General features: G+C 70.0%; 19 protein-coding genes. 11 read left to right on the forward strand and 8 right to left on the reverse strand.

Annotated elements, in window-relative coordinates; all coding sequences use genetic code 11:
* Positions 1-163: 163 nt before the first annotated feature.
* Positions 164-1,261, forward strand: coding sequence for a RecB family exonuclease (locus tag ACIRB1_RS19560; RefSeq protein WP_403466359.1), 1,098 nt, complete (start codon positions 164-166; stop codon positions 1,259-1,261).
* Positions 1,262-2,303: 1,042 nt separating this feature from the next.
* Entirely contained in the window at positions 2,304-2,975 is a 672-nt protein-coding gene (locus ACIRB1_RS19565; protein ID WP_261702934.1) for a response regulator transcription factor, read from the forward strand.
* A 228-nt stretch (positions 2,976-3,203) separates the two neighbouring features.
* Here ACIRB1_RS19565 and ACIRB1_RS19570 read toward each other — a convergent pair whose 3' ends face one another.
* The 3 genes from ACIRB1_RS19570 to metH form a co-directional block, all read right to left on the reverse strand.
* Positions 3,204-4,808 (reverse strand): ABC transporter substrate-binding protein, encoded by a 1,605-nt coding sequence (locus ACIRB1_RS19570; RefSeq protein WP_403466360.1) that lies wholly within the window; start codon positions 4,806-4,808, stop codon positions 3,204-3,206.
* 427 nt (positions 4,809-5,235) lie between these two features.
* Entirely contained in the window at positions 5,236-5,931 is a 696-nt protein-coding gene (locus ACIRB1_RS19575) for an HAD family phosphatase (RefSeq protein WP_328832459.1), read from the reverse strand.
* Between the two features lie 168 nt (positions 5,932-6,099).
* A complete protein-coding gene (gene metH, locus ACIRB1_RS19580) occupies positions 6,100-9,615 on the reverse strand; it encodes a methionine synthase (protein WP_403466361.1) in 3,516 nt (1,171 codons plus the stop codon).
* A 328-nt stretch (positions 9,616-9,943) separates the two neighbouring features.
* Between metH and ACIRB1_RS19585 the strand changes: the two genes are divergently transcribed.
* The 4 genes from ACIRB1_RS19585 to ACIRB1_RS19600 all read left to right on the forward strand — a co-directional run bounded on the left by ACIRB1_RS19585 (position 9,944) and on the right by ACIRB1_RS19600 (position 15,115).
* Positions 9,944-10,708, forward strand: a complete 765-nt coding sequence (locus ACIRB1_RS19585) for an IclR family transcriptional regulator (RefSeq protein WP_352180282.1) — start codon at positions 9,944-9,946, stop codon at positions 10,706-10,708.
* A 379-nt stretch (positions 10,709-11,087) separates the two neighbouring features.
* Positions 11,088-11,867, forward strand: a complete 780-nt coding sequence (locus tag ACIRB1_RS19590) for an MIP/aquaporin family protein (RefSeq protein WP_352180281.1) — start codon at positions 11,088-11,090, stop codon at positions 11,865-11,867.
* An 83-nt stretch (positions 11,868-11,950) separates the two neighbouring features.
* A complete protein-coding gene (gene glpK, locus ACIRB1_RS19595; RefSeq protein WP_403466362.1) occupies positions 11,951-13,489 on the forward strand; it encodes a glycerol kinase GlpK in 1,539 nt (512 codons plus the stop codon).
* 9 nt (positions 13,490-13,498) lie between these two features.
* Complete coding sequence (locus ACIRB1_RS19600; protein WP_352180279.1) at positions 13,499-15,115, forward strand: glycerol-3-phosphate dehydrogenase/oxidase; 1,617 nt, start codon at positions 13,499-13,501, stop codon at positions 15,113-15,115.
* A 151-nt stretch (positions 15,116-15,266) separates the two neighbouring features.
* Here the strand turns inward: ACIRB1_RS19600 and mtnK are convergent, their stop codons facing one another.
* The 4 genes from mtnK to ACIRB1_RS19620 are packed head-to-tail and all read right to left on the reverse strand — an operon-like array spanning position 15,267 to position 20,192.
* Entirely contained in the window at positions 15,267-16,445 is a 1,179-nt protein-coding gene (mtnK, locus tag ACIRB1_RS19605; RefSeq protein WP_352180278.1) for an S-methyl-5-thioribose kinase, read from the reverse strand.
* Positions 16,446-16,467: 22 nt separating this feature from the next.
* Positions 16,468-17,514 (reverse strand): ABC transporter permease, encoded by a 1,047-nt coding sequence (locus tag ACIRB1_RS19610; RefSeq protein ID WP_352180277.1) that lies wholly within the window; start codon positions 17,512-17,514, stop codon positions 16,468-16,470.
* A 49-nt stretch (positions 17,515-17,563) separates the two neighbouring features.
* Positions 17,564-19,108, reverse strand: coding sequence for a sugar ABC transporter ATP-binding protein (locus ACIRB1_RS19615; RefSeq protein ID WP_403466363.1), 1,545 nt, complete (start codon positions 19,106-19,108; stop codon positions 17,564-17,566).
* Positions 19,095-20,192, reverse strand: a complete 1,098-nt coding sequence (locus ACIRB1_RS19620; RefSeq protein WP_352180275.1) for a substrate-binding domain-containing protein — start codon at positions 20,190-20,192, stop codon at positions 19,095-19,097. Before ACIRB1_RS19620 ends, ACIRB1_RS19615 begins: the two co-directional genes overlap by 14 nt.
* Positions 20,193-20,669: 477 nt before the next feature.
* On the opposite strand from ACIRB1_RS19620, the gene ACIRB1_RS19625 reads away from it, so the two are divergent.
* Genes ACIRB1_RS19625 through mtnB form a run of 3 tightly spaced genes read left to right on the forward strand, consistent with a single transcriptional unit; the run spans position 20,670 to position 22,596 of the window.
* Positions 20,670-21,269 (forward strand): 1,2-dihydroxy-3-keto-5-methylthiopentene dioxygenase, encoded by a 600-nt coding sequence (locus tag ACIRB1_RS19625; protein ID WP_403466364.1) that lies wholly within the window; start codon positions 20,670-20,672, stop codon positions 21,267-21,269.
* Complete coding sequence (gene mtnC, locus ACIRB1_RS19630) at positions 21,266-21,991, forward strand: acireductone synthase (RefSeq protein ID WP_403466365.1); 726 nt, start codon at positions 21,266-21,268, stop codon at positions 21,989-21,991. Before ACIRB1_RS19625 ends, mtnC begins: the two co-directional genes overlap by 4 nt.
* The gene (mtnB, locus tag ACIRB1_RS19635; RefSeq protein ID WP_403466366.1) at positions 21,988-22,596 is read left to right on the forward strand and encodes a methylthioribulose 1-phosphate dehydratase; all 609 of its coding nucleotides are present in this window, start codon (positions 21,988-21,990) and stop codon (positions 22,594-22,596) included. Before mtnC ends, mtnB begins: the two co-directional genes overlap by 4 nt.
* Positions 22,597-22,646: 50 nt before the next feature.
* Here the strand turns inward: mtnB and mtnA are convergent, their stop codons facing one another.
* A complete protein-coding gene (gene mtnA, locus ACIRB1_RS19640) occupies positions 22,647-23,678 on the reverse strand; it encodes an S-methyl-5-thioribose-1-phosphate isomerase (RefSeq protein WP_352180271.1) in 1,032 nt (343 codons plus the stop codon).
* 308 nt (positions 23,679-23,986) lie between these two features.
* Between mtnA and ACIRB1_RS19645 the strand changes: the two genes are divergently transcribed.
* Together ACIRB1_RS19645 and ACIRB1_RS19650 are read left to right on the forward strand one after the other, a co-directional pair.
* Positions 23,987-25,039, forward strand: coding sequence for a BMP family ABC transporter substrate-binding protein (locus tag ACIRB1_RS19645; RefSeq protein ID WP_403466367.1), 1,053 nt, complete (start codon positions 23,987-23,989; stop codon positions 25,037-25,039).
* Positions 25,020-26,543, forward strand: coding sequence for an ABC transporter ATP-binding protein (locus tag ACIRB1_RS19650; protein ID WP_403466368.1), 1,524 nt, complete (start codon positions 25,020-25,022; stop codon positions 26,541-26,543). The genes ACIRB1_RS19645 and ACIRB1_RS19650 overlap by 20 nt, the downstream gene beginning before the upstream one ends.
* Position 26,544: the final 1 nt, after the last annotated feature.

Here is a 26,544-nt window from a genome sequence, read left to right on the forward strand (position 1 = left end):
TTCGAAGCATCCTCCGCGCCAGCCGGGCGGAGAGGTCTCGGGTCGATGGTATGCGGCGGTCGTGGCGCGTTCCGCCCCGGCACCCCCCGCGTTTCCCCGGCTGTCGCGAGCGCGTCGGCCGGGATCGGGTCACTGTCAGTGGCGGGCCGTAAGGTCTGTGGGCATGGAGACCAGTGCGGAGGGCCTCGCGGGGACAGCGGGCGACGAGGGCGCGGCGGCGGAGCGGGCCGCGGCGGTGACGGTGGAGCCGGGGAGGGTGGGCGTGGTCGAGCGCGTCGCCATAGCGCCGGCGTCGTTGTCGCCCTCGCGTGCGAGCGACTTCATGCAGTGCCCGTTGCTGTACCGGTTCCGGGTGATCGACCGGCTGCCGGAGAAGCCGAGCGAGGCGGCGACCAGGGGGACGCTGGTGCACTCGGTGCTCGAGCGGCTCTTCGACGCGCCGGCCGCCGAGCGTACGGCGCCGCGGGCCAAGTCGCTGATCCCCGGGCAGTGGGACCGGTTGCGGGAGTCGCGGCCCGAGGTCGTGGAGCTGTTCGCCGACGATCCCGAGGGTGAGCGGCTGGCGCGCTGGCTCGGGGAGGCGGAGCGGCTGGTCGAGCGGTGGTTCTCGCTGGAGGACCCGACGCGGCTGGAGCCCGCCGAGCGGGAGATGTTCATCGAGACCGAGCTGGATTCGGGGCTGAAGCTGCGCGGGATCATCGACCGGGTCGATGTGGCGCCCACCGGCGATGTGCGGATCGTCGACTACAAGACGGGCAAGGCGCCCCGGCCCGAGTACGCCGAGGGCGCGCTGTTCCAGATGAAGTTCTACGCGCTGGTGGTCTGGCGGCTGAAGCAGGTCGTGCCGCGGCGGCTTCAGCTGGTGTATCTGGGCAGCGGGGACGTGGTGACGTACGACCCCGTCGTCGCCGACCTGGAGCGGGTCGAGCGCAAGCTGCTGGCCCTGTGGGAGGCGATCCGGCTCGCCACGGAGACCGGCGACTGGCGCCCCCGCCCGACAAAGCTGTGCGGCTGGTGCGACCACCAGTCGGTGTGCCCGGAGTTCGGGGGGACTCCCCCGCCCTATCCGTTGCCGGTGCGGAGGGTTGATGAGGGGGGCGGGGTGCCCGCGGCAGCTTCTGAGGAAGGGGCGGGATCGGGTGCTGGTTCCGGTGACGAGGCGAGCGCTGGTTCCGGTGAGCGGGTGGAGGTGCCGGGTGGTGCTTCCGGGGAGGCGGCTGTGGCGGGCGCCGGTTCCGGTGAGGGGGCGGAGGTGGCCTGAGCGGGTACCGGCGAGGTGATGGGGCTGCCTCCTGGGAGGGGGCGGAAGTGGTCTGAGCAGGTGCCCGCGAGGTGATGGGACTGTCTCCGGTGAGGGGGCGGAAGTGGCCTGAGCAGGTACCGGCGAGGTGATGGGCGCTGCCTCCGGCGGGTGGCGGAAGTAGCCGGGGCAGGCACCGGCGAGGCCGTGGGGGCTGCCTCCGTTGGTGAGCGGAGGCGACAGGCGCTGGTTCCGGCCAGGGCGCGGCGGGCGCGGCGTGGGGAGTCCCGCCGCGAGTTCCGAGGGGGGCTGGCCGGGCAGGGTTCCCGCCCGGGGGGCTGGGCTCAGCAGACGGCGCTCCTGTCCGGCGCCCGGGGTCGGCAGCGGGCGTTGCTGTCCGGAGTCCGGGGTCAGCAGCGGGCGTTGCTGCCGGGCGCGCGGGCTCGGCGGGCGATGTCTCGCCAGGGGCCCGGCTCGGCGAACGACGTACCTGCCAGGAGCCCGGAACACCCGCCCAGCAACCCGCACCCCGTCCGAACCCCGGACACCCCAACCCGCGCACTCAGCCAGGCCCCACCCCCAACAAGCCGTCACACCCAGCCAAGCCCGACCCAGCAAACCCGCCTCCAGAGACCGCCACACCCAGCCAAGCCCGACCCAACAGACCCGCCCCCAGAGACCGCCACACCCAGCCAAGTCCCGCCCAGCAAACCCACACCCAGAAATCAGCCACACCCAGCCAGCCCCACGCTCCCCCACAGGCCGCCGTACCCAGCCAAGCCCGCCCAACCAAGCCGCCGCACCCAGCGACGCCCCCACCCAACAAACCTCCACACCCAGGCCAAGGCCCGCCTGCAAACCTCCGCACCCACCTGAACCCCCCGCCCAGCCCCCTCCGCACAAACCTGAACCCCTCGCCCAGCCCCCCTCCATCCCCACCCAAAGCACGCCCCTCGCGAGCCCAAACCCCCCGCACCCCCACTCCACCAACCCCCACAAGCCCGGTCGAGTCGCGGAGCGTTGGGCAGGGCAGAATGGGGCCGGGCTAGCGAAGGAGATTCACGTGGCCATCCGCGTCCTACTGGTCGATGACCAGCCGCTGCTGCGAACCGGGTTCCGGATGATTCTGGAGGCGGAGCAGGATCTCGCGGTCGTCGGCGAGGCCGGAGACGGTTTGCAGGCGCTCGACCAGGTGCGGGCGCTACAGCCCGATGTGGTGCTGATGGACATCCGTATGCCGCGGATGGACGGAGTCGAGGCGACCCGGCAGATCACCGGTCCCGGGCGGGACGGACCGGCGAAGGTGCTGGTGCTGACCACCTTCGATCTCGACGAGTACGTGGTGGAGGCGTTGCGGGCCGGTGCCAGCGGCTTCCTGCTCAAGGACGCGCCCGCCAACGAACTCGTGCAGGCGATCCGTGTGGTGGCCGCCGGCGAGGCCATGCTCGCGCCGAGCATCACGCGGCGGCTGCTCGACAAGTACGCCGGTCATCTCCCGTCCGGTGACGAGCCGGTGCCGGACACCCTGCATACGTTGACGGACCGTGAGGTCGAGGTGCTGAAGCTGGTGGCGCGCGGGCTGTCGAACGCGGAGATCGCCGCCGACCTGTTCGTCAGCGAGACCACCGTGAAGACGCATGTGGGGCACGTCCTCACCAAGCTGGGCCTGCGTGACCGGGTGCAGGCGGCGGTGTACGCGTACGAGAGCGGGTTGGTGCGCCCCGGCGCGCAGTAGGCACGACACGGCACCGGGTGGACAGCGGTACGTACGAAGAGGGCGCCCCTTCCTGACAGGGGCGCCCTCTTCGTGTGTGCGGGCCGCGCATGGAGCACGGCCCTTGCCGACAGGCCGGTGGCCAGCCTCGCCGTGTTCGGCGGGACTGGCCACTGGTCGGGTCGAGCCGGTTCGGTTCAGCGCGCGTGCCGTCGGATCGTCACGTGCGGACCCCGGCGGTCGGCTCCGTCAGTTCCCCACGCCCCGGCCCAGCTCCCAGAGCTGGAGCGTCGAGGAGGAGTTGAGGACGTACGCGGTGCCCGTCACGTCGTCGCGGGCGGCGACGTACTGCTTGCCCTGCCACAGCGGGATCAGCGGGACGTCGGTGGCGACGATGTCCTGGATGGCCGTGAGGCTCTTGGACGCGGCGAGCCGGTCGGCCTCGCGGCGGGACTCCGGGATCAGGGTGTTCATGATCTTGGGGTTGGCGTACGGCGAGCCGAGGGTGTTGTCCTTGTCCAGGAACGGCGCGAGGTAGTTGTCGGCGTCGGGGAAGTCGGGGAACCAGCCCATCCCGTAGACGTCGTACTTGCCCTTCTGCTCGGACGGACGGAACGTCGACCAGGCGGTGCCCTGGATGCTGACGTCGAACAGGCCGCTGGCGTTGAGCTGCTTCTGGAGCTGCTGGAACTCTTCCTTGGTGGCCGAGCCGTAGTGGTCGGTCGTGTAGTGCATGGTCAGCTTCACCGGGGTGGTGATGTTGGCCAGCTCCATCATCTTCTTGGCCTTGGTGACGCTCGGGTCGCCGTACTTGTTGAAGAACGAGTTCGAGTGACCGGTGATGGTCGCCGGGACCATCGAGTAGAGCGGCTCGGCCTCGGTGCCGTAGACCTTGGAGACGAGTTCGCCGCGGTCGATGATCTGGGCCATCGCCTCGCGTACGGCCTTCGACTTCACGGTCTCGGCGCTGGTGTTGAAGCCGAGGTAGCGGATCTCGAGGCCGGGCATCTCGACGAGGTCGACGTTGCCGTCCGTCTGGTCGCTGAGCTTCTGGATCTGTTCCGGCGTCATGGAGCGCGTCATCACGTCGATGTCGCCCTTGTTGATCGCGCTGCCCATGGCGTCGGCGTCGGCGAAGGTGCGCATCTCGACCTTGTTGTTGTTCACCTTCAAGGCACCCTTGTAATTGGGGTTCTTGGTGAACGTGGCCGTGGTGATCGCACCGTCCTTCTCGGCGACCGAGAGGGTGTACGGGCCCGAGCCGTCGACGGCGAACCCGTCGCGCAGCTTGTCCTTCTGGTAGTCGTCCGGGTTCACGATGCCGGCGACGGGAGTGGACAGCTTGTACGGGAACGTGGCGTCGGCCGTCTTCAGATGGAAGATGACCTCGCGGTCGCCCTGGGTCTCGACGGTGTCGACGGTGGACAGCAGGGCGAACACACCGCTGTCGGCCTTGAGGCGCATCGCACGGTCGATGGAGTACTTGACGTCCTCCGCGGTGATCTTGTTGCCGTTGGGGAACTTGAGACCGTCGCGCAGGGTGCAGGCGTAGCGCTCGTTGCCGGTGTCGGTGAAGCCGCACTTCTCGGCGGCCTCGGGCACCGGGTCGCCCTCGCCCTTGGGCTGGATCATCAGGGTCTGCACGGTCTGGCGCAGGATGTTCCAGGTGCCCACGTCGTAGGCGTAGGCGGGGTCGAGCGGCGCCGGAGCGTCCTTCGTCGCCTCGAACCGGTCCGTGGTGCCGACGATGATCGCATCGCCGCTTGAACTCCCGCTGCCGGAGCCGCCACAGGCGGCGAGCACCGGCGCGAGCAGGCCGACGACGGCCGGCAGCACCAAAGTCTTGCGGTTCATGCTCGAGTTTCTCCAGAGCTGTTCGAGTCCGTGTACCCGGCATGCATGGGGTGGAGATGCCGATCACGGGGATTAGGGCGATGTTCTCGCGTTGAGATTAGTCCGGACCCGCACCGGGGTTCGCGGCCACCGTAGTTGAGTCCCCATCACGCTGCGGAACCGGCTGTGGACAGACCGAAAACCCACCGAGGGAAGGATTAGTGCAGGGTTTCACCAATCGGGACACAAGGGTGCGCGATCGGCCTCAGAAATGGGGTGAACAGCACAGGGGGGCGACGATGTCGACCCCCCTGCGCGTGGTGAACCTCACACCCGTCAACTCGGTTGGAGTGCAACGGAATTCGACCGGTCGATCACGGCCGAATTCCATTCCCATTGATCCCATTGGACTTTGCACGCTCGGTGAACGGTTGACGCATTTCCGTCATCAGTCGGCCATCAGTCCGCGCAGAAATGCCAGGTCGACGACTTCCAGCGAGGACACGACGGTGCGCCGGTCGGCCGGCGCGATGGGCGCCACGGACGGCACGGCCACCACCAGGCACCCCGCCGCCTCGGCCGCCGCGACACCGGTCGCGGTGTCCTCCACGACGGCACAGCGGGCCGGGTCGACGCCCAGTCCGGCGGCGGCGAGGAGATACGGGTCGGGGTACGGCTTGGTGCGGGTGACCTCGTCGCCGGCGATCGTCAGCGTGAAGTGCTGCGGGCCGAGGAGGGTCAGCACGCGGTCGATGATGCGCCGGTGCGAGGCGGAGACGAGGGCCGTGGGGATCTCGTACTCGGCCAGCTCGGCCAGGAGTCTCGCGGCGCCCGGCATCAGCGGCAGGGTGCGCCCGATGCGGTCCTCGAAGCCGGAGTTGAGCAGGACGGACAGCTCGGCGAGGGTGATGTCCGCGCCGGTGGCCTCGATCAGGAAGCCGGCGCTGCGGGTCATGGGGCCGCCGACCACGACATGGCGCCAGGAGTCGTCGAGGGTGTGCCCGAGGGCGGCGAAGACCTCGACCTCGACGTCCCACCAGAAGCCCTCGGTGTCCACCAGGGTGCCGTCCATGTCGAGGAGTACGGCCTGGAGAGCGGAGCCTTCGGCCGTACGGGTTCCGAGCGCGGGGACCGTGCTGGTCATCCTGGCGCACCTCCTTGAGGGACGATCAGGCCGGCCGCCTCTTTTTCACAGAGAGGCGACCGGCCTGCGGTGGACCGACCAGTGTACGACTTATCCGATCAATGTGCTCGTCCGTTCCAGCGCGCCCCTAGGTGCGGCGCGCTGGTCGGGTCGGCGGGCCTGTGCGGATCAGCGGGCGTTGAAGTACTTCGCCTCCGGGTGGTGGATGACGATCGCGTCCGTGGACTGCTCCGGGTGCAGCTGGAACTCCTCCGAGAGGTGGACTCCGATGCGCTCCGGCTCCAGCAGGGCGGCGATCTTCGCGCGGTCCTCCAGGTCGGGGCAGGCACCGTAGCCGAGGGAGAAGCGGGCGCCGCGGTACTTGAGGGCGAACATGTCCTCGACGTCGGTGGGGTCCTCGCCGGCGAAGCCGAGTTCGGAGCGCACGCGCGCGTGCCAGTACTCGGCGAGCGCTTCGGCCAACTGGACGGAGAGGCCGTGCAGTTCGAGGTAGTCGCGGTAGGAGTTCGATTCGAAGAGCTTGGCGGTCTCCTCGCCGATGCGGTTGCCCACGGTCACGATCTGGAAGCCGACGACGTCGGTCTCGCCGGACTCCTCCGGGCGGAAGAAGTCGGCCAGGCAGAGCCGGCGGCCGCGGCGCTGGCGCGGGAACGTGAACCGGGTGCGTTCGTTGCCCTCGTCGTCCAGGATGATCAGGTCGTCGTCCTTGGACACGCAGGGGAAGTAGCCGTAGACGACGGCCGCTTCGAGGAGGTTGTCCGTCTGGAGCTTGTCCAGGAGGCCGCGCAGGCGGGGGCGGCCCTCGGTCTCGACGAGGTCCTCGTAGGTCGGGCCGTCGCCGGTGCGGGCCTGCTTGAGGCCCCACTGGCCCTTGAAGAGGGCGCCCTCGTCGAGCCAGGACGCGTACTCCTTGAGCTGGATGCCCTTGATGACCCGGGTGCCGCGGAAGGGCGCCTCGGGGATCGGGTTGTCGACGGCGACGTCCGAGCGGACGTGGCCCTCCTCGGGGCGCTCCTCGACCTCCACGGCCGCGCTCGCCCGCACCCGGCGCTGCTTCAGCTCGGGCAGCTTCGCGCCGGGCACGCCCCGCTTGACGCCGATCAGGGCGTCCATCAGGCGCAGGCCCTCGAACGCGTCGCGGGCGTAGCGGACCTCGCCCTCGTAGATCTCGTGCAGGTCCTGCTCCACATAGGCGCGGGTCAGCGCGGCGCCGCCCAGGATGACCGGGTAGTCGGCGGCCATCTTGCGCTGGTTGAGCTCCTGGAGGTTCTCCTTCATGATCACCGTGGACTTGACCAGGAGGCCCGACATGCCGATGACGTCGGCGCGGTGCTCCTCGGCGGCTTCCAGGATCGCGGAGACGGGCTGCTTGATGCCGAGGTTGACGACGTTGTAGCCGTTGTTGGACAGGATGATGTCGACGAGGTTCTTGCCGATGTCGTGGACGTCGCCGCGCACCGTGGCGAGGACGATGGTGCCCTTGCCCTCGGCGTCCGACTTCTCCATGTGCGGCTCCAGATAGGCGACCGCGGTCTTCATGACCTCGGCGGACTGGAGCACGAACGGCAGCTGCATCTGGCCGGAGCCGAAGAGCTCGCCGACGACCTTCATGCCGTCCAGGAGCGTCTCGTTGACGATGTCCAGGGCGGGGCGGGACTGCAACGCCTCGGCGAGGTCGGCCTCCAGGCCGTTCTTCTCGCCGTCGATGATGCGCCGCTTGAGCCGCTCGTCCAGCGGGAGGGCGGCCAGCTCCTCGGCCCTGCCCGCCTTCAGGGACTTGGTGGTGGCGCCCTCGAAGAGGGCCATCAGCTTCTGGAGGGGGTCGTAGCCCTCGGCGCGGCGGTCGTAGATGAGGTCGAGGGCGGTGGTGACCTGCTCCTCGTCGAAGCGGGCGATCGGGAGGATCTTCGAGGCGTGCACGATCGCGGAGTCGAGGCCCGCCTTGACGCACTCGTCGAGGAAGACGGAGTTGAGCAGGACGCGGGCGGCCGGGTTGAGGCCGAAGGAGATGTTCGAGAGGCCCAGCGTGGTCTGCACGTCCGGGTGGCTGCTCTTGAGGCGGCGGATCGCCTCGATGGTGGCGATGCCGTCGCCGCGGGACTCCTCCTGGCCGGTGCAGATGGTGAAGGTCAGGGTGTCGATGAGGATGTCCGACTCCTGGATGCCCCAGTTCGTCGTCAGGTCCTCGATCAGCCGCTCGGCGATGGCGACCTTGTGCTCGGGCGTACGGGCCTGGCCCTGCTCGTCGATGGTCAGCGCGATGAGGGCGGCGCCGTGCTCCTGCGCCAGCCTGGTGACCTTCGCGAAGCGGGACTCGGGGCCGTCGCCGTCCTCGTAGTTGACGGAGTTGATGACCGCGCGACCGCCGAGCTTCTCCAACCCGGCCCGGATGACCGGGACTTCGGTGGAGTCCAGGACGATCGGGAGGGTGGAGGCGGTGGCGAAGCGGCCGGCGAGTTCCTCCATGTCGGCGACGCCGTCGCGGCCGACGTAGTCCACGCAGAGGTCCAGCATGTGGGCGCCCTCGCGGATCTGGTCGCGGGCCATCTCCACGCAGTCGTCCCAGCGGCCATCGAGCATGGCCTCGCGGAACTTCTTCGAGCCGTTGGCGTTCGTGCGCTCGCCGATCGCCAGGTAGGCGGTGTCCTGGCGGAACGGGACCGTCTGGTAGAGGGAGGCGGCGCCCGGCTCGGGCTGCGGGTGGCGCTCGGTGGGCGTGGCCTCGCGGACCCGCTCGACGAGCTTGCGCAGGTGCTCGGGGGTGGTGCCGCAGCAGCCGCCGACGAGGTTGAGGCCGTAGTCGTGGACGAAGTGTTCCTGCGCGTCGGCCAGGCCCTCGGGGTCGAGCGGGAAGTGGGCGCCGTCCTTGGTGAGGATGGGCAGGCCCGCGTTCGGCATGCAGAGCAGCGGGGTGCGGGAGTGGCGGGCGAGATAGCGCAGGTGCTCGCTCATCTCGGCGGGGCCCGTCGAGCAGTTCAGGCCGATCATGTCGATGCCGAGGGGTTCCAGCGCGGTGAGCGCGGCGCCGATCTCGGAGCCGAGCAGCATGGTGCCGGTGGTCTCGAAGGCCATGGAGACCAGCAGGGGTACGTCGACGCCGGTCGCCTCCATGGCGCGGCGGGCGCCCAGGATCGACGACTTGGTCTGGAGGAGGTCCTGGGTGGTCTCCACGATCAGGGCGTCGGCGCCGCCGGCGAGCAGGCCCTCGGCGTTGGCCTGGAAGCCGTCGCGGAGCGTGCCGTAGCCGATGTGGCCGAGGGTGGGCAGCTTGGTGCCGGGGCCGATGGAGCCGAGGACCCAGCGCTGGCGGCCGTCGCGGGCGGTGAAGTCGTCGGCGGTCTCGCGGGCGATGCGGGCGCCGGCCTCGGAGAGTTCGTGGACGCGCTCGGGGATGTCGTACTCGGCCATCGCGGAGTGGTTCGCGCCGAAGGTGTTCGTCTCGACGCAGTCGACGCCGGCGCCGAAGTACTCCTCGTGGACCGAGCGCACGATGTCGGGGCGGGTGACGTTGAGGATCTCGTTGCAGCCTTCGAGGTTCTCGAAGTCGTCGAGCGTGGGGTCCTGCGCCTGGAGCATGGTGCCCATGGCTCCGTCGGCGACCACCACGCGGGTGGCGAGTGCCTCTCGGAGCGCGGACACACGGGTCCGGCTGTCGGCAGAAGGGGTCGGTGGCGACGAGGCCATGAAGGGGCTCCCTGGAGTGCGACGGCTGTCGGCTTTGCGGCTTCCCAGGGAACCTCTCACGGAACTCCCCGGGGAGCGTGCACGTCGCCAGGGTAACGGGGCCGGGCGGGAGGATGCTCGAGGCGTCCATGAGACGGACCGGAGTGGCGGGGACGCCGACCGGGGTGACGGGCGGATCAACCCCGTCTAGGTTCTCGCGTCGAGTGACGTAACAGGAATCGACCGACCGTTAGCGGGAGGTCGGCAACGACCGGTAGTGTTCGACATTGCCGAACGGCGGCAGCGACGTCGCGCGTCGACGGTCGAACGGGACGGAGGCAGTACGGCGATGGCACGGAACATCCAGTCGCTCGAACGGGCGGCCGCGATGCTGCGCCTGCTCGCGGGCGGCGAGCGACGGCTCGGCCTCTCGGACATCGCCTCGTCGCTCGGTCTCGCCAAGGGCACGGCCCACGGCATCCTGCGCACCCTCCAGCAGGAGGGCTTCGTCGAGCAGGACGACGCCTCCGGGCGCTACCAGCTCGGCGCCGAACTGCTGCGCCTGGGCACCACCTATCTCGACGTCCACGAACTGCGGGCCCGCGCCCTGGTGTGGACGGACGACCTGGCCCGCTCCAGCGGCGAGAGCGTGCACCTGGGAGTGCTGCACCAGCAGGGCGTCCTGATCGTGCACCACGTCTTCCGGCCCGACGACAGCCGGCAGGTCCTGGAGATCGGCGCCATGCAGCCGCTGCACTCCACGGCCCTGGGCAAGGTCCTGTCGGCCTACGACCCGGTCGCGCACAGCGAGGCCCTGGAGGCCGACCGCAAGCCCTTCACCGACCGTACGGTGTCCGCCCTGGCCGACTTCGAGCACATCCTCGACGTGACCCGCGCGCGTGGGTACGCGGCCGACGTCGAGGAGACCTGGGAGGGCGTCGCGTCCATCGCCGCGCCCATCCACGACCGGCGGCGCATGCCGGTCGGCGCGGTCGGGATCACCGGCGCCGTCGAGCGGCTGTGCCGGGAGGGCGAGCTGCGCCCCGATCTGATCGCCGCGGTACGGGACTGCGCCCGCGCCGTGTCGCGGGATCTCGGCGCCGGACGGTTCTGAGCTCAGCGGATTCACAGCGGGATCTCACCGGGACGTCATGCGGACGTTCCGGTATCAGTCGTACTCTGAAAGACAAAGTCGGCCAAAACGCCAAATCACCACACACGGTGTCCACTTGATCGCCGTCCGCGTCGACCGTGAGATCGATAGCCCACAGCAATCAATAACGATCGTGTTTTCGATAACAGCACTCTTGACGCGCCTGTAACCCCGGGGCAAGACTCCCGTCCATCGGTCGGCATTGTCGAACACCTACCGGCAATACGCGCTAGAGTGTGGCAACGCCAAAGGCCGGCATCGCTCTCACCCCCGAGGGCGCACGAACCCCCGGCGGGACCCGGGGTTCGGCTTCCCTGGACGAAGGACAAAGGAGTCGCGGGTGTCCAGCTCCGACATCTTCATCGGCGAGACCATAGGTACCGCCATACTCATCCTGCTGGGCGGTGGCGTCTGCGCCGCCGTCACGCTGAAGGCCTCCAAGGCCCGTGCCGCCGGCTGGCTCGCCATCGCCTTCGGGTGGGGTTTCGCCGTCATGACGGCCGTCTACATCTCGGGTCCGCTCTCCGGAGCCCACCTCAACCCGGCCGTGACCCTCGCCCTGGCGATCGAGAACGGCGGTTGGAAGAACGTCCCGATCTATTGGGCCGGGCAGCTGCTCGGCGCCATGATCGGCGCGACGCTCGTCTGGGTGGCCTACTACGGACAGTTCCAGGCCCACCTCACCGACAAGGAGATCGTCGGCGAGCCGACGGCCAAGGCCGTCGAGGCAGAGGAGAAGGGCGCGGGCCCGGTCCTGGGCATCTTCTCCACGGGCCCGGAGATCCGGAACGTCTGGCAGAACCTCGCCACGGAGATCATCGGCACCATCGTGCTGCTCCTCGCCGTCCTCACCCAGGGCCTCAACGACAAGGGCAACGGCCTCGGCGTCCTCGGCGGCCTGATCACGGCCTTCGTCGTGGTCGCGATCGGTCTCTCCCTCGGTGGTCCGACCGGCTACGCGATCAACCCGGCCCGTGACCTCGGACCGCGCATCGTGCACGCCCTGCTCCCCCTGCCCAACAAGGGAGGCTCCGACTGGAGCTACGCCTGGATCCCGGTCGTCGGTCCGCTGATCGGCGGCGCGATCGCTGCGGGCATCTACCACGTCGCCTTTGCTTAGAACCGGACGAGAACCGGTAATCCGAGCACTGAAGCAGCTGTAGAACCAGTCCTCATGATCACGGAACCCCTCAGGAGCACACAGTGACCGACGCGCACACCGCCGGACCGTTCATCGCGGCCATCGACCAGGGCACGACCTCCAGCCGTTGCATCGTCTTCGACCGGGACGGCCGTATCGTCTCCGTCGACCAGAAGGAGCACGAGCAGATCTTCCCGAAGCCGGGCTGGGTCGAGCACAACGCCACCGAGATCTGGACCAACGTCCAGGAAGTCGTCGCCTCCGCCATCGAGAAGGCGGGCATCACCCGCGACGACATCAAGGCCATCGGCATCACCAACCAGCGTGAGACCACGCTGCTGTGGGACAAGAACACCGGTGAGCCCGTCCACAACGCCATCGTCTGGCAGGACACCCGCACCGACGCGCTCTGCAAGGAGCTGGGGCGCAACGTCGGCCAGGACCGCTTCCGCCGCGAGACGGGCCTCCCCCTCGCCTCGTACTTCGCCGGACCCAAGGCCCGCTGGCTGCTCGACAACGTCGACGGCCTGCGCGAGCGCGCCGAGGCGGGCGACATCCTCTTCGGCACCATGGACAGCTGGGTCATCTGGAACCTGACGGGCGGTGTGAACGGCGGCAAGCACTACACCGACGTCACCAACGCCTCCCGCACCATGCTGATGAACCTGCACACCCTGGCGTGGGACGAGAAGATCGCCGAGTCCATCGGCGTCCCGATGAACATGCTCCCGGAGATCCGCTCCTCCGCCGAGGTCTACGGCGAGGTCACCGGCGGGCGCCTCGGCGACCTGCTCGGCGGCATCCCGGTCGCCTCCGCGCTCGGCGACCAGCAGGCGGCCCTGTTCGGCCAGACCTGTTTCGCCGAGGGCGAGGCCAAGTCCACGTACGGCACCGGCACCTTCATGCTGATGAACACCGGCGAGAAGATCATCAACTCCTACTCGGGCCTGCTGACCACGGTCGGCTACCGGATCGGCGACGAAGCGCCGGTCTACGCCCTGGAGGGCTCGATCGCCGTCACCGGTTCGCTGGTGCAGTGGATGCGCGACCAGATGGGCCTGATCTCCACCGCCGCCGAGATCGAGACCCTCGCGCTCTCGGTCGAGGACAACGGCGGCGCCTACTTCGTGCCGGCCTTCTCCGGACTGTTCGCCCCGTACTGGCGCTCCGACGCCCGCGGTGTGATCGCCGGTCTGACCCGGTACGTCACCAAGGCGCACCTCGCGCGTGCCGTCCTGGAGGCCACCGCCTGGCAGACCCGTGAGATCACGGACGCCATGACGAAGGACTCCGGCGTCGAGCTGACCGCGCTGAAGGTCGACGGCGGCATGACCTCCAACAACCTGCTGATGCAGACCCTTGCCGACTTCCTGGACGCCCCCGTGGTGCGCCCGATGGTCGCCGAGACCACCTGCCTCGGTGCCGCCTACGCCGCCGGCCTCGCCGTCGGCTTCTGGACCAACACCGACGACCTGCGCGCCAACTGGCGCCGGGCCGCCGAGTGGACCCCCAACATGGACGCGGCGAAGCGCGACCGTGAGTACAAGAGCTGGCTCAAGGCCGTCGAGCGGACCATGGGCTGGCTCGAGGACGAGGAGTAAGAACCCCACATGACCAGTCAGTCCACCCTGCAGTCCGTACCTGCCCTCGGTACGCACCCGGCCTCCGGCTCGAACCCGAGCCGGGCCGAGACCCGGGAGCAGCTCTCCAAGGCGACGTACGACCTCCTCGTCATCGGCGGCGGCATCCTGGGCATCTCCACCGCCTGGCACGCCGCGCAGTCCGGGCTGCGGGTGGCCCTGGTCGACGCCGGCGACTTCGCCGGTGCCACCTCTTCCGCCTCCTCCAAGCTGCTCCACGGCGGTCTGCGCTATCTTCAAACCGGCGCGGTGAAGCTGGTGGCGGAGAACCACTTCGAACGCCGCGCGGTCTCCCGCCAGGTGGCTCCCCACCTGGCGAACCCGCTGACGTTCTACCTGCCCGTGTACAAGGGCGGTCCGCACGGTGCGGCGAAGCTCGGGGCGGGCGTGTTCGCCTACTCCGCGCTCTCCGCGTTCGGCGACGGCGTCGGTCACCTCCTGTCCCCCGCGAAGGCGGCGCAGGACGTGCCCGAGCTGCGCACCCAGAACCTCAAGGCCGTGGCCGTCTACGGCGACGACCAGATGAACGACGCCCGCATGGCGCTGATGACGGTCCGCGCGGCCGTCGAGGCGGGCGCGGCCGTCCTCAACCACGCCGAGGTCACCGGCCTGCGCTTCACCCAGGGCCGGGTGACCGGCGCGGAGCTGCGCGACACCATCTCCGGCGACGAGTTCGGCGTGAGCGCCCGTCTGGTGCTCAACGCGACCGGTCCGTGGGTCGACCACCTGCGCAGGATGGAGGACCCGAACGCGGCGCCGTCCATCCGCCTGTCGAAGGGCGCGCACCTGGTCCTGAAGCGCACCTCCCCGTGGAAGGCCGCTCTCGCCACCCCCATCGACAAGTACCGCATCACCTTCGCCCTCCCCTGGGAGGACATGCTGCTGCTCGGCACGACCGACGAGGAGTTCGAGGGCGACCCCGCGGACGTCTCGGTCACCGAGAAGGACATATCCCAGATCCTGGACGAGGCCGCGTTCTCGGTCCGCGACCAGCAGCTCTCCCGTGACCTGATCACGTACTCCTTCGCCGGCCTCCGCGTGCTGCCGGGCGGTCCCGGCGACACCGCGAAGGCGAAGCGGGAGACGGTGGTGACCGAGGGCAAGGGCGGCATGCTGTCCGTCGCGGGCGGCAAGTGGACGACGTTCCGGCACATCGGCCGTACGGTCATGCAGAAGCTGGAAGCCCTTCCGGGCCGTCCGCTCGGCGAGGACTTCGAGCCGATCTCCTCCCTCCCGAAGAAGCTCCCGCTGCCGGGCGTCGCCAACCCGCGCGCGGTCGCCCACCGCCTCCTGGTCGACAACCCGGCGCCGGGCCCGCGCATGGCCGCCGACACGGCGAAGCACCTGGCCACGCATTACGGCTCCCTGGCCTTCGACATCGCCCGACTCGCCAACGAGAACCCGGAGTTGGGCCGGCGCGTCCACCCCGACGCCCCCGAGATCTGGGCCCAGGTCGTCTACGCCCGCGACCACGAGTGGGCCGAGACCCAGGACGACGTCCTGCGCCGCCGCACCACCCTGACCATCCGCGGCCTGGCCACGGACGAGGTCCGGGCGAAGGTCCAGGACCTGCTCGACAAGAAGTAGCCGGTACGCCTACGACGACGGTCGCCACGACGGCTCTCGCCACGGTGTGGCAAGGGGCGGCTCCCCGCTGAGGGGGCCGCCCCTTGGCGTATCCGGCCGGGGGTTCTTCCCCGGCGGTTGGATGCGCGGTCGCGGGTGGGTCTCCCGCAGCTCAGCCACGCAGCCCGTCGGCCACCAGCGCCCCGATGTCCTTCGGCGACGCCAACTCCCGCCGCCGCACGATCAGTTCGCGCCCCAGGAGCAGCGTGCGCCGGGAGGCCGGTACCGGGTCCGGCAGCGTCGTCAGGTCGGTCAGGTGGGCGAAGCCGATGATGCGGCGGACGGTCTCCGTGCCGGCGTAGCCGACGGAGTCGGTCCAGACGTGGGTGAGGAAGCGGTCGAGGTAGGCGTCGTCGAAGAAGGTGTCGACGCGGGTCGGCCAGAGGCGGCGGAACTCGGTCTCGAACGCCTGCCAGGAGAGGGCGAGTTGGTCGGCGTGGTCGGACAGCGTGCCCAGTTCGCGGGCCCGTTGCTCCGACACGAGGACGTTGGCCCAGTACAGGCCGAGGTCGTAGCCGATCGGGCCGACGAAGGAGAACTCGGGGTCGAAGACCCGTACCACCGGGGCGCCTTCGCGTTCGCCGACCATGACGCTGCCGGTGTGCAGGTCGCCGTGGAGGAGGGCCTGCGCGCTGGTCATGAACGTGTACCGGAGGTCCGCGACCTCCGTGCGCAGGCGGGCGTCGGCACGGAAGGCGGCGGCCAGGTCCGTCAACTCCGGGAGCCAGTGGTTGTGTTCGTGCTCGATGTACGGCTCGGACAGCACCACGTCCTCGGTGATCTTGCACAGCTCGGGACTCACCGAGGTCGCGATCAGCACCTTGCGCTCGGCCGACGGCATGCCGAAGTCGCTGGTCGCGAAGGCGAGTTGGGCGACGAACTCGCCGATCCGCGCCGAGGTGTCCGGGCCGTAGGGCGCGCCCTCGTTGAGGACCGTGCGCAGGACCTCCAGGTCGGACATGTCCTCCATGACGAGGGCGTAGTTGTCGCTGTCGTAGCCGAGGATCGCCGGGATCTTGTCGGGGGCGACCCGTGCGACCTGCTCGTACGCCCGGGCCTCCGCGTCGGCGCGCTCGGGGCTCATCGGCCAGGAGGGTCCGGCGACCCGTACCCAGGGCAGCGCCTGCTTGACGGCGAGGCTGCGGGTGCCGTCGGCGGAGGAGGCGAGGAAGACCCGGTTCATGTTGCCGTCCGACACCTCGCGGACGTGGATGTCGGTCACGTCCGCCCAGTGGCCGCGCTCGTGCAGGTAGCCGGGGATGTCGTCGGTCTCCAGGATGCGGTAGCCCATCGTACGAACTCCTCGAACTTCCTTATGCGGTGCGGCGCTTGGACAGGGTGAAGCTGAAGACCAGGGCGAGGATGAGGACCGCGCCCTCGACGACGTCCTGGGTGTAGTACGGCAGGCCCTTGATGGTCAGGCCGGTGGTGATGATGCCGATCAGCACCGCGCCGAGGGCCGTGCCCCAGACGTTGGGGCGGCCCCGGCCGAGCACCGAGGTGCCGACGAGGGCCACGGCCACCGCCTCCAGCAGCTGGGACGTACCGGCGGACACGTCGCCCTGGCCGATCCGGGACGCCAGGATCAGGCCGCCGATGGAGGCGAGGACGCCGGAGAGGACGTAGGCGAGGGCCCGGTACGCGCCGACGCGGATGCCCGCGAGGCGGGAGGCCTCGGGGTTGGCGCCGATGGCGTACAGGACGCGGCCCCAGCGGGTGCGGGCCAGGAAGACCCAGGCGATCACCGTCAGCGCGCCGAAGATCAGCACGGAGATGGGGATGCCGAGGAGCGTGCCGCGGTCGATGCGCAGGAAGCCGTCGGTGAACTTGCCGGGGGCTGTGGAGCCGTCGGACTCGGTCATGCCGGCGGAGATGGACTGGCCGTCGACGAGGACGAGTTTGGTGCCCTGGACGACGAACAGCATGCCCAGGGTGGCGAGCATGTCCGGGATCTTCAGCACCACGATGAGCACCGCGTTCAGCAGTCCGACCAGGGCGCCGGCGGCGATCACGGCGAGGATCGCGACCGTGCCGACCTGGTTGTACGTCACCATCGTCTTCGCGGCGACGGTGACCCCGAGCCCGGCGACCGCGCCGACGGACATGTCCATGCCGCCGACGGCCATGGTGAGGGTGACGCCGAGGCCGAGGATCGCGGCGACGGAGACGTACCGCAGGGTGTCGAGCATCGTCGCCGATTCCCGGAAGGAGCCCTCGCTCAGCGCGAAGTACAGGAAGAGCGCGACCGTGACGAAGATGAAGCCGTACTTGATGACGGCGTTCTGGACGCGCGGGCCGAGGCCGTCCGCGGGGCCGGTCACCGGCTTCGTGGGGACCTCGGTGCTCTGGGTGGTGGTCATGGCGTACTTCCTGCCGTGGCTTCGTGTGCGGCTTCGTGCGGGGCGGGCATCACACGGACGCCGAGATGGTCTGGATCACGCGGTCGCGTTCCGCGTCCTCGCCGTACGCGTCGAGGTGGATCTCGCCGGCCGCCAGCACGACGACCCGGTCGGCGATCTCCAGGACCTCGTCCACGTCGGCGGAGAGCACGAGGACGGCGGCGCCCTCGGCGGCCAGCGCACGCGCCCGGCGCCCGATGTCGCGCCGCGCGCCGATGTCCACGCCACGGAACGGCTCGTCCAGGATGAGGACACGTGGGGTCTCGGCGAGCCAGCGGCCGACGACCACCTTCTGCTGGTTGCCGCCGGAGAGTTCCTCGACCGTGCTGTGCTCGTCGCGGGCGACGACCCCGAGCGCGTCGATGGTCTCGCGGCCGAGTGCGTCCTCCCGCCCGGTGTTCACGAGCCCGGCCCGGGACAGCGACCTGAGGAACGGCAGCGAGATGTTCTGCGCCACCGACCAGCCGGGGACGAGCGCGTCGGTGTGCCGGTCCTCGGGGACGAGGTGGACACCGGCGCGGATCGCGTCGGACGGACGGCGGGGCGCGTACCGCTCGCCGTCGAGTTCGACCGTGCCGCTGGTGAAGGGCTCGGCACCGAAGAGACCGCGGGCCAGTTCGGTCTTGCCCGCGCCCAACAGGCCCACGACGCCCGTGACGTCACCGGCGCGCAGGTCCAGGTCGAGGGGCGCGCGGCCGTCGAAGAGGTGGACGCCGCGCAGGCCGAGGACGACGTCTCCATGGTCGGCGCCGCGCTGCGGGCGGGCGCTGGTCGCCTCGTGGGCCTGGGCGAGCATCGCGCGCAGGGCGCTGTCCCAGTCGAAGGGCTTGACCTGGTCGTCGGTGAGACCGCCGTCCCGCAGGACGACCAGCCGGTCGGCGAGCGCGTCGATCTCGCCGAGGCGGTGGGAGACGTAGAGGACGGCGATGCCCTCGTCGCGCATCCTCTCGACGAGGGCGAAGAGCCGCTCGGCCTCGGCGGCGGAGAGTGCCGAGGTGGGTTCGTCGAGGATGAGCAGCCGGGGGCGGGTGGCGAGCGCGCGGGCCAGGATGAGCAACTGGCGGTCGGAGATGCCCAGTTCGGTGACGTCCCGGCGCAACACGGCGTCGCTCCAGCCGAGTCCGAGCGCGGCCTGGATCTCGCGGGCGCGGGCCAGCATGCGGCGGCCGTTGAGGAACGGGTTGCCGCGGCGCTGGGCCAGCTCCTCGAAGACCAGGTTCTCGGCGACGGTGAGGCCGGGCACGATGCCCTCGCCGATCCGCTGGTGGACGGTCTGGATGCCCAACTGCCGGGCGGCGAGCGGCGACTGGAGCGCTGCGGGCTCCCCGGCGACCCGCACCTCCCCGCCGTGGCCGGTGTGCACGCCCGACAGGATCTTGATCAGTGTGGACTTGCCCGCGCCGTTCGCGCCGAGCAGCGCGACCACGCTGCCCGGTGCGATGTCGAGGGAGACGGAGGCCAGTACCGTCTTGCCGCCGAAGGCCATGCTGACGTCGCGGAGTGAGACCGCGGCGTCGGCGGCCGTGACGTCAACCGCCTTGTCAGTGGGCGACATTGGGGATCCAGTCCGCGGTGCTCACCTTGGAGAGGTTCAGGGCGGGCAGGGCCGCGCGCAGCTGGTCCATGTTCTCGATCTTGTTCTTGCGCAGGAAGTCCTGGGTGATGGCGACGGCCGGGAAGTCGACCGAGGTCTTGTTCAGGCTGCCCGCCAGCTCAAGGGCGGTCGTGCGGACGACCGCGGCGCCGACCGCCGAGGGGTCGGTGCCCGCGGTGGCGACCCATGGGCTGTCCTTCGCGGTCATGTTCTGGATGTCGGCGTTGGAGACGTCAGCCCCGAAGACCTTCACCTTGCTCTGCAACTTCTTGTTCTGCACGGCGAGGACGGTGCCCTTGGCCAGCTCGTCGTAGGGGGCGAACACGCCCACCACGTCGGAGTGCTGGGTGAGGGCGGCGGAGACCAGCGGCACGTTGTCGGTGGCCGTGGAGTCGGTGACCTTGCCGACCTTGAACTGCTGCTTCCAGCCGTTGGCGTCGACCGCGGTCTTCCAGACGGAGTTGCGCTTGTCTAGGGCCGCGTAGCCGGCCACGTTGACGTAGCCGACGTTGGCGTTCTTGCCGACGGTCCCGGCCATCACGTCGAGGACGGCCTTCGCCATGCTGGCGTCGTCCTGCTCGGTGCTGACCACGGACTTGTTGGTCTGGTCGACGTCGTAGACGACGACCTTGATGCCCTTCTTCACGGCCTGGTCGATCTCGGGCTGGATCGTCGAGGGGAAGCCGTGGTCGACGATGATCGCCTGTGCGCCGGAGTTGATCGCCGAGGACAGGTCGGTGGCCTGCTTGGCGTTGTCGGCCTGCGCGTCGTACACCGTCAGGTCGATACCGAGGGCCTTGGCCTGTGCCTTCGCGCCGTTGCCCCACTGCTCGAAGTAGTCGCCCGCGCCGCTCTGCCGCACCAGCGCCACCTTGACGGTGCCCTTGCTGAAGGGGGCCGGCTTCTTGCCCGTGGCCGCCGAGGCCGAGGCCGCGGTGGTGTCGCCGCTCTTCGAGGCGTCCGTGGACTGCGAGCAGCCCGCCAGCAGAAGGGCGGAGACGGAGGCCAGCGAGAGCGCGGCGAGGGGGACGCGGGTACGGGACATGAGGGGCTCCTGGTGCGGGGTACTGCCGAGATGAGAGCGAGCGGGGAGAAGGACGGAGTGCTCACCCGGAGCCGGGGGCGAAAACGCGCCGTCGCACGAGGGGTGCGCCACCGCGCGGGACGGTGGGACGGGCGGCGGACGGCCCGCGATGCGGGGCGTGCCGATGGCTCCGGAGGTGGTCAGCGACAGCTGGCTGTGGTCGACCGGAGCAAGTCCACGTACAGCCGCCGCACGAGCAGCAGCGTCTTCATAGGGAGATCATGAGAACGATTTCGGCCATTGGTCAAAGGAATGGAAGCGGTTTCTCACCACGTGAGACAACGACTACGTCACATCCGACCCCTCGACCGACGGCGGTTACCATCACATAACCGGCCCGACCCGGTACGACGGGTCCCGCTGTGCCCCTGCGCCTCCCTCACCGGTCCGGGCGCTCGTCCCAGCATCCGGACATCCCGCCCAGTTTTCGGAGTTCTCATGACGCTGCTCACCACCTGGTCCGAGTCCGGCCCCGAGACCCTCGTGCGCCGTACCGCCGACCCCGTCGAGATCGCCGCCGCGCTCGCCCCGATCGGCGTGCGCTACGAGCAGTGGCCGATCCGTGAGGACGTCCCGGCCGACGCCGACAGCGACACCGTGTTCGCCGCGTACGGCCCGGAGATCGACAAGCTCAACGCCGAAGAGGGCTTCACCACCGTCGACGTGCTCGGCCTGCACCCCAGCGACGACCCCGAGTACCCGGCGAAGGCGGCCGGCGCCCGCGCGAAGTTCCTCCAGGAGCACACGCACGACGACGATGACGAGGTCCGCTTCTTCGTCTCCGGCTCCGGCATCTTCTACCTGCACGTGAACGGCGAAGTGCACGCCGTCTACTGCGAGAAGGGCGACCTGCTGGGCGTGCCGCGCGGCACCACCCACTGGTTCGACATGGGCACCAGGCCCGCCTTCACCGCGATCCGCTTCTTCCACGAGGAGGACGGCTGGGTCGGCAACTTCACCGGCTCGACCATCGCCTCGCGCTTCCCCGACTACGACACGATCGACGCGGGCTACCAGCGGGACAAGGCCGCCGCGTGACCTCGCGGTTCGCCGTGGACGCCGTCGTGCTCGACATCGAGGGCACCACGAGCGCCACGGGATTCGTCGTCGACGTCCTCTACCCGTACTCCCGCTCGCGCTTCGCCGCGCTGCTCTCCGAGCGGGCCGGCAATCCGGCCGTGGCCCGGGCGATCGCACAGGTCCGCGAGCTGACGGGCGACCCGGACGCCGACGCCGTACAGATCGAGAAGACGCTCAATGCCTGGCTCGACGAGGACCGCAAGGCCACCCCGCTCAAGACCCTCCAGGGCATCATCTGGTCCGAGGGCTTCGCCCGCGGCGACCTCGTCTCGCACTTCTACGACGACGTCGTACCGGCCCTGCGCGCCTGGCACGCGTCGGGCCTGCGGCTGTACGTCTACTCGTCCGGCTCGGTCGCCGCGCAGCGCGCGTGGTTCACGTCGAGCCCGGAGGGCGACCTCCTGCCGCTGGTCTCCGGTCTCTACGACACCGAGAACGCCGGCCCCAAGCAGGAGCCGGAGTCGTACCGCCGTATCGCGGAGGCGACCGGCGTCGAGCCGTCCCGGCTGCTCTTCCTCTCCGACCGGCCCGGCGAACTCGACGCGGCCGTGGCCGCGGGGTGGCACGCCGTGGGCGTACGGCGGCCGGGCGAACCGTATTTCGAGCAGGGCGTCGGCGACCACGCGGAGGCGGGGACGTTCGACGAGATCGGCATCACCAGTCCAAGGAGCACCACGTGACCACCGAAGCCACCGCACTCGACCTGACGGAGGCCGGCGCGGTCCTCGCCGCCGAGTCCGCCCGTTTCGCCTCCTTCGGCTGGATGCGGGGGACCTCCGGGAACCTGTCCGTGGTGCTGTCCCGGGAGCCGCTGCGGCTGGCCGTGACGGCGAGCGGGCAAGACAAAGGTGAACTGACGCCCGCCGACGTGGTGTTGGTGGACGGACACGGCGCGGCCGTGCGGGGCGGCAAGCCGTCCGCCGAGGCCGAACTGCACGCCCGGATCGCCGCGTTGACCGGCGCCGGCGCGGTGGTCCATGTGCACACCGTGGCGTCCGTCGCGATGGGACGCCGGGAGCCGGGCGGGATCGTCTTCAAGGACGTCGAGATGCTGAAGGGTGTAGGTCAGCCCGCGCACGACGTCGAGGTGACCCTGCCGGTCATCGCCAACAGCCAGGACATGAAGGTGCTCGGGGACCGTCTGGAGGCGGCGCGCGATCCTCGGATGCCGGCCGTTGTCGTCGCCGGGCACGGGCTGTACGTGTGGGGCGCCGATCCGCGTCAGGCGCGGCACCACACCGAAGTGGTGGAGTGGTTGCTGGAGTTGGAACTCACGCAGCGCTGACCGGAAGGAAGAGGGGACCCCTGCTCGCGCATTCCGGGGGTCCCCTTCCGCTACTTCAGGCGGTCGCCCGGGAGTTCACCCGCCGACACTTCCAGCACGCCCTGTTCCGTGACCAGGCCCGTCACCAGGCGGCCCGGTGTGACGTCGAACGCGGGGTTGTGCCCACGCGACTCCGCCGGGGCCGTGCGCACTCCCGACCACTCCAACACCTCGGCCTCGCCCCGGAGTTCGATGTGGATGTCGTCGCCGGTCTCCGTCGAGAGGTCGACCGTGGTGGTGGGGGCCGCCACCAGGAACGGGATGCCGGCGTCCGCGCAGGCCAGGGCTATGCCCACCGTGCCGACCTTGTTCGCGGTGTCGCCGTTGGCGGCTATGCGGTCCGCGCCGACGACGGCCGCGTCGACCTCGCCGCGCAGGATGGTGCCGGCGGCGGCGCCGTCGGCCTGGACGTAGTGCGGGATGCCTTCCTGGACCAACTCCCAGGCGGTGAGGCGTGATCCCTGGAGCAGGGGGCGCGTCTCGTCGGCGTAGACGACCTCCACCAGTCCACGCGCGTGGAGTTCGCGGATGACGCCGAGTGCGGTGCCCCAGCCGGCGGTGGCCAGCGCGCCCGTGTTGCAGTGCGTCAGGAGCCTCAACGGCCGGTCCACGCCGATCTTTTCGACCAGCCAGTCGGCGCCGGACGCGCCCATCGCACGGTTGGCGGCGACGTCCTCGCGCTGGACGGCCGTGGCCTCTTCGAGGACCGCGTCCAGCCCCTCGTCGAAGCGGGTCATGACCCGGTCCACGCACACCATGAGGTTGACCGCGGTGGGACGGGCCTCGCGGACGCGGGCGACGGCGGCACGTGTCTCGGCCTCCGTCCAGCCCTCCCGCTCGCCCTGGATGAGCGCGATCGCCACGCCGTACGCGCCCGCCGCGCCGATCGCGGGCGCGCCGCGCACCACGAGGCGCTGGATCGCGTCGACCAGCGTGTCCACATCGTGGACAGCCACTGTCTCGTTGCGCTGCGGGAGCAGGGTCTGGTCGATGAGCGCGAGGCCGCTGCCGGTCCAGTCGACGGCACGCAATTCCTGGGGCATAACGGGACACTCCTGCTGTTCCGATGATGTCGGACACCGTACATGACCTGCCAGAACCACAGTTCGAGACAGTCGAGCAGGTGTCTCAAAAGCAATGTTAAAGTCCAGCACCCGCAGCCCGAAGGCCGAGACGAAGGAGGGCGTGTGCTGTTCACCCTGCGTCGTTTCCTCGATCACGGCCGCTGCGCGAGCGACTGCTGTCGACGCTGACCTGTCCCTCTCGCGTCCACTCCCCGTCCCTCCCGTCTCACCATCTGGTCGCACGCGCTCCCGCCGGAGCGCGCCTTGCCGTACCCCGGAAGGTCCCCATGCTCCGCAGATCACGTCGTACCGTGCAGCTCGTCGCCGCCACCTCGCTCATGGTCACCGCCGCCACCGCCTGCAACGCGGCCGCGAAGACCGACGCCTCGGACAGCGCGAGCGGCGGCAGCGGAAAGTCGTTCACGCTGGTCACTCCGGACGCCGTCGGGCAGAACGAGTTCCTGAAGCTCGCCGTCACCGGCGTGAAGGCCGCCGCGAAGACGCACGACGGGACCGAGAAGGTCTACGAGTCGACGGACACCGCGTCCCAGCAGCAGAACGTGCAGGCCGCCGTGGACGCGGGCCCCAGCGTGATCGTGCTGGTCGGCTTCGAGTTCGCGGACCTCGTGGCACAGCAGGCGAAGGCGCACCCTCAGCAGCAGTTCCTGATGATCGACGCGTGCACGACGAAGACCTTCAAGAACGTCACCTGCGCCGTGTTCCGTGAGCACGAGGGTGTCTATCTCGCGGGCGCCGAGGCCGGGTTGCTCAGCAAGAGCGGCAAGGTCGGCGCGGTGGACGTGCTCGACACGCCTCAATTCCGGCGCTACAGCGACCCGTTCGCGGCCGGTGCCGAGAAGGTCGCCGCGAAGACGTCCGCGTCGACGCGCTTCGTCGGCGGCCAGTCCCCGTTCGACGACTCGGCGCGCGCCAAGGAGCAGGCCAACTCCCTGCTCGCCAAGGGCACCGACCAGATCATGGCAGCGGCGGCGGCCGGCAACTACGGCGTGTTCGAGGCCGCGAAGGCCAAGGGCGCGTTCGCGTACGGCGTCGACGTGAACCAGTGCGTCTCCTCCCCCGGCACGGTCGTCGACAACGTGATCAAGAAGACGGATGTCGCCGTGGAGAAGGGCGTCGAGCAGGTCCTCGCTGGCAGGACCGGCACCTCGGTGTCGTACGGCCTGAAGGAGGGCGGCATCAGCCTCACCGGCCTTGAGGCGGGCGTCGACTCGTCGAAGTGCGTGATCGCCCAGCACAAGGACGTCCTCACGAAGGTCGAGGCGCTGCGCGACCAGATCGTCTCCGGAAAGCTCAAGGTCGATGACCCCGCCGCCAGTTGAGCCGGCGGTCGAGCTCCGGGGCATCACCAAGCGGTTCCCCGGCACGCTCGCCAACGACTCCGTCGACCTGACCGTCCACCGCGGCGAGATCCACGCCCTGATGGGCGAGAACGGCGCGGGCAAGTCCACCCTCATGTCGGTCCTCTACGGCATGGAGCGCGCCGACGCCGGATCGATCCGGATCGACGGGCGCGAGGTGTCCTTCGGCGACCCGAGCGCCGCGATGGCCGCCGGGCTCGGCATGGTCCACCAGAGCTTCAAGCTGTTCGACTCGCTGACGGTCGCCGAGAACGTCGTCTACGCCGCCGAGCCGCGACGGTTCGGCCTGGTGGACCGGGCCTCGGCCCGCTGCCGGGTGCGGGAGCTGGCGGCGGAGCACGGGCTCGCCGTCGATCCGGACGCCCGGGTCGGCGAGCTGCCGGTCGGGCTGCGGCAGCGGGTGGAGATCCTGAAGCTGCTGCACCGGGGCGCCCGCACGCTGATCCTCGACGAGCCGACCGCCGTGCTCACACCGGCCGAGGCGGACGCCCTGTTCGCGGTCCTCAAGTCGCTGGCCGCGCAGGGCCGTACGGTGATCCTTGTCACCCACAAGCTGCGCGAGGTCCTCGAAGGCAGCGACAACGTGACCGTGCTGCGGGACGGCCGGGTGGTCGCCCGCCTGGTCACAGCGGACACCTCCGCCGACGAGATCGCGGCCGCGATGACCGGCCGCTCGGTCGACCTGGACCGTGTCCACGCGCCCGGGACACCCGGTGACGTGGTCCTGGACGTGAGCGACCTCACCACCGACTCTGTCCACGGAGTGGGACTCACCGTCCACGCCGGGGAGATCGTCGGCATCGCGGGCGTCGCGGGCAACGGCCAGAGCGAGCTGATCGAGGCCCTGGCCGGGCTGCGCCCGGTCGCCTCGGGCCGGGTCGCGCTCAAGGGCCGGGACATCACCCACGTCTCCGCCACCGAGCGCCGTGCGCGGGGTCTCGCCTATGTCCCGGAGGACCGGCACACGGTCGGTACGGCACCGGCGGCGTCCGTTGCGGACAACCTCGCGATGGGCCACCACCGAACGTCCCTGTCCAGCAGGGGACTTCTGCCGCCCGCGGCCGTACGCGCCCACGCCGGGCGGCTGATCGAGCGGTTCGGCATCAAGGCGGCCACCCCCGAGGTACCCGCGTCCGCGCTGTCCGGCGGCAATCTGCAGAAGCTGCTGATCGGCCGCGAACTCGCCCACGAGGCACCGCTGTTGCTCGTCGAGCAGCCCACGCGCGGGGTCGACATCGGCGCCATCCAGAACATCCACGACCAGATCGTCGCCTACCGCGACGCCGGTCACGCCGTCCTCCTCGTCTCCGCCGATCTCAGCGAGATCCGGGGCCTCGCGGACCGCGTCCTCGTGATGTACGAGGGCCGGGTCACGGCGACGTACCCGAAGGACGAGGCGGACGAACGGGCGCTGGGACTCGCCATGGCGGGCGGGACCGCAGCGCCGACGGAGGCCCTCGACTGAC

This window comes from Streptomyces sp. NPDC096013, assembly GCF_044763565.1.
Lineage (GTDB): Bacteria > Actinomycetota > Actinomycetes > Streptomycetales > Streptomycetaceae > Streptomyces.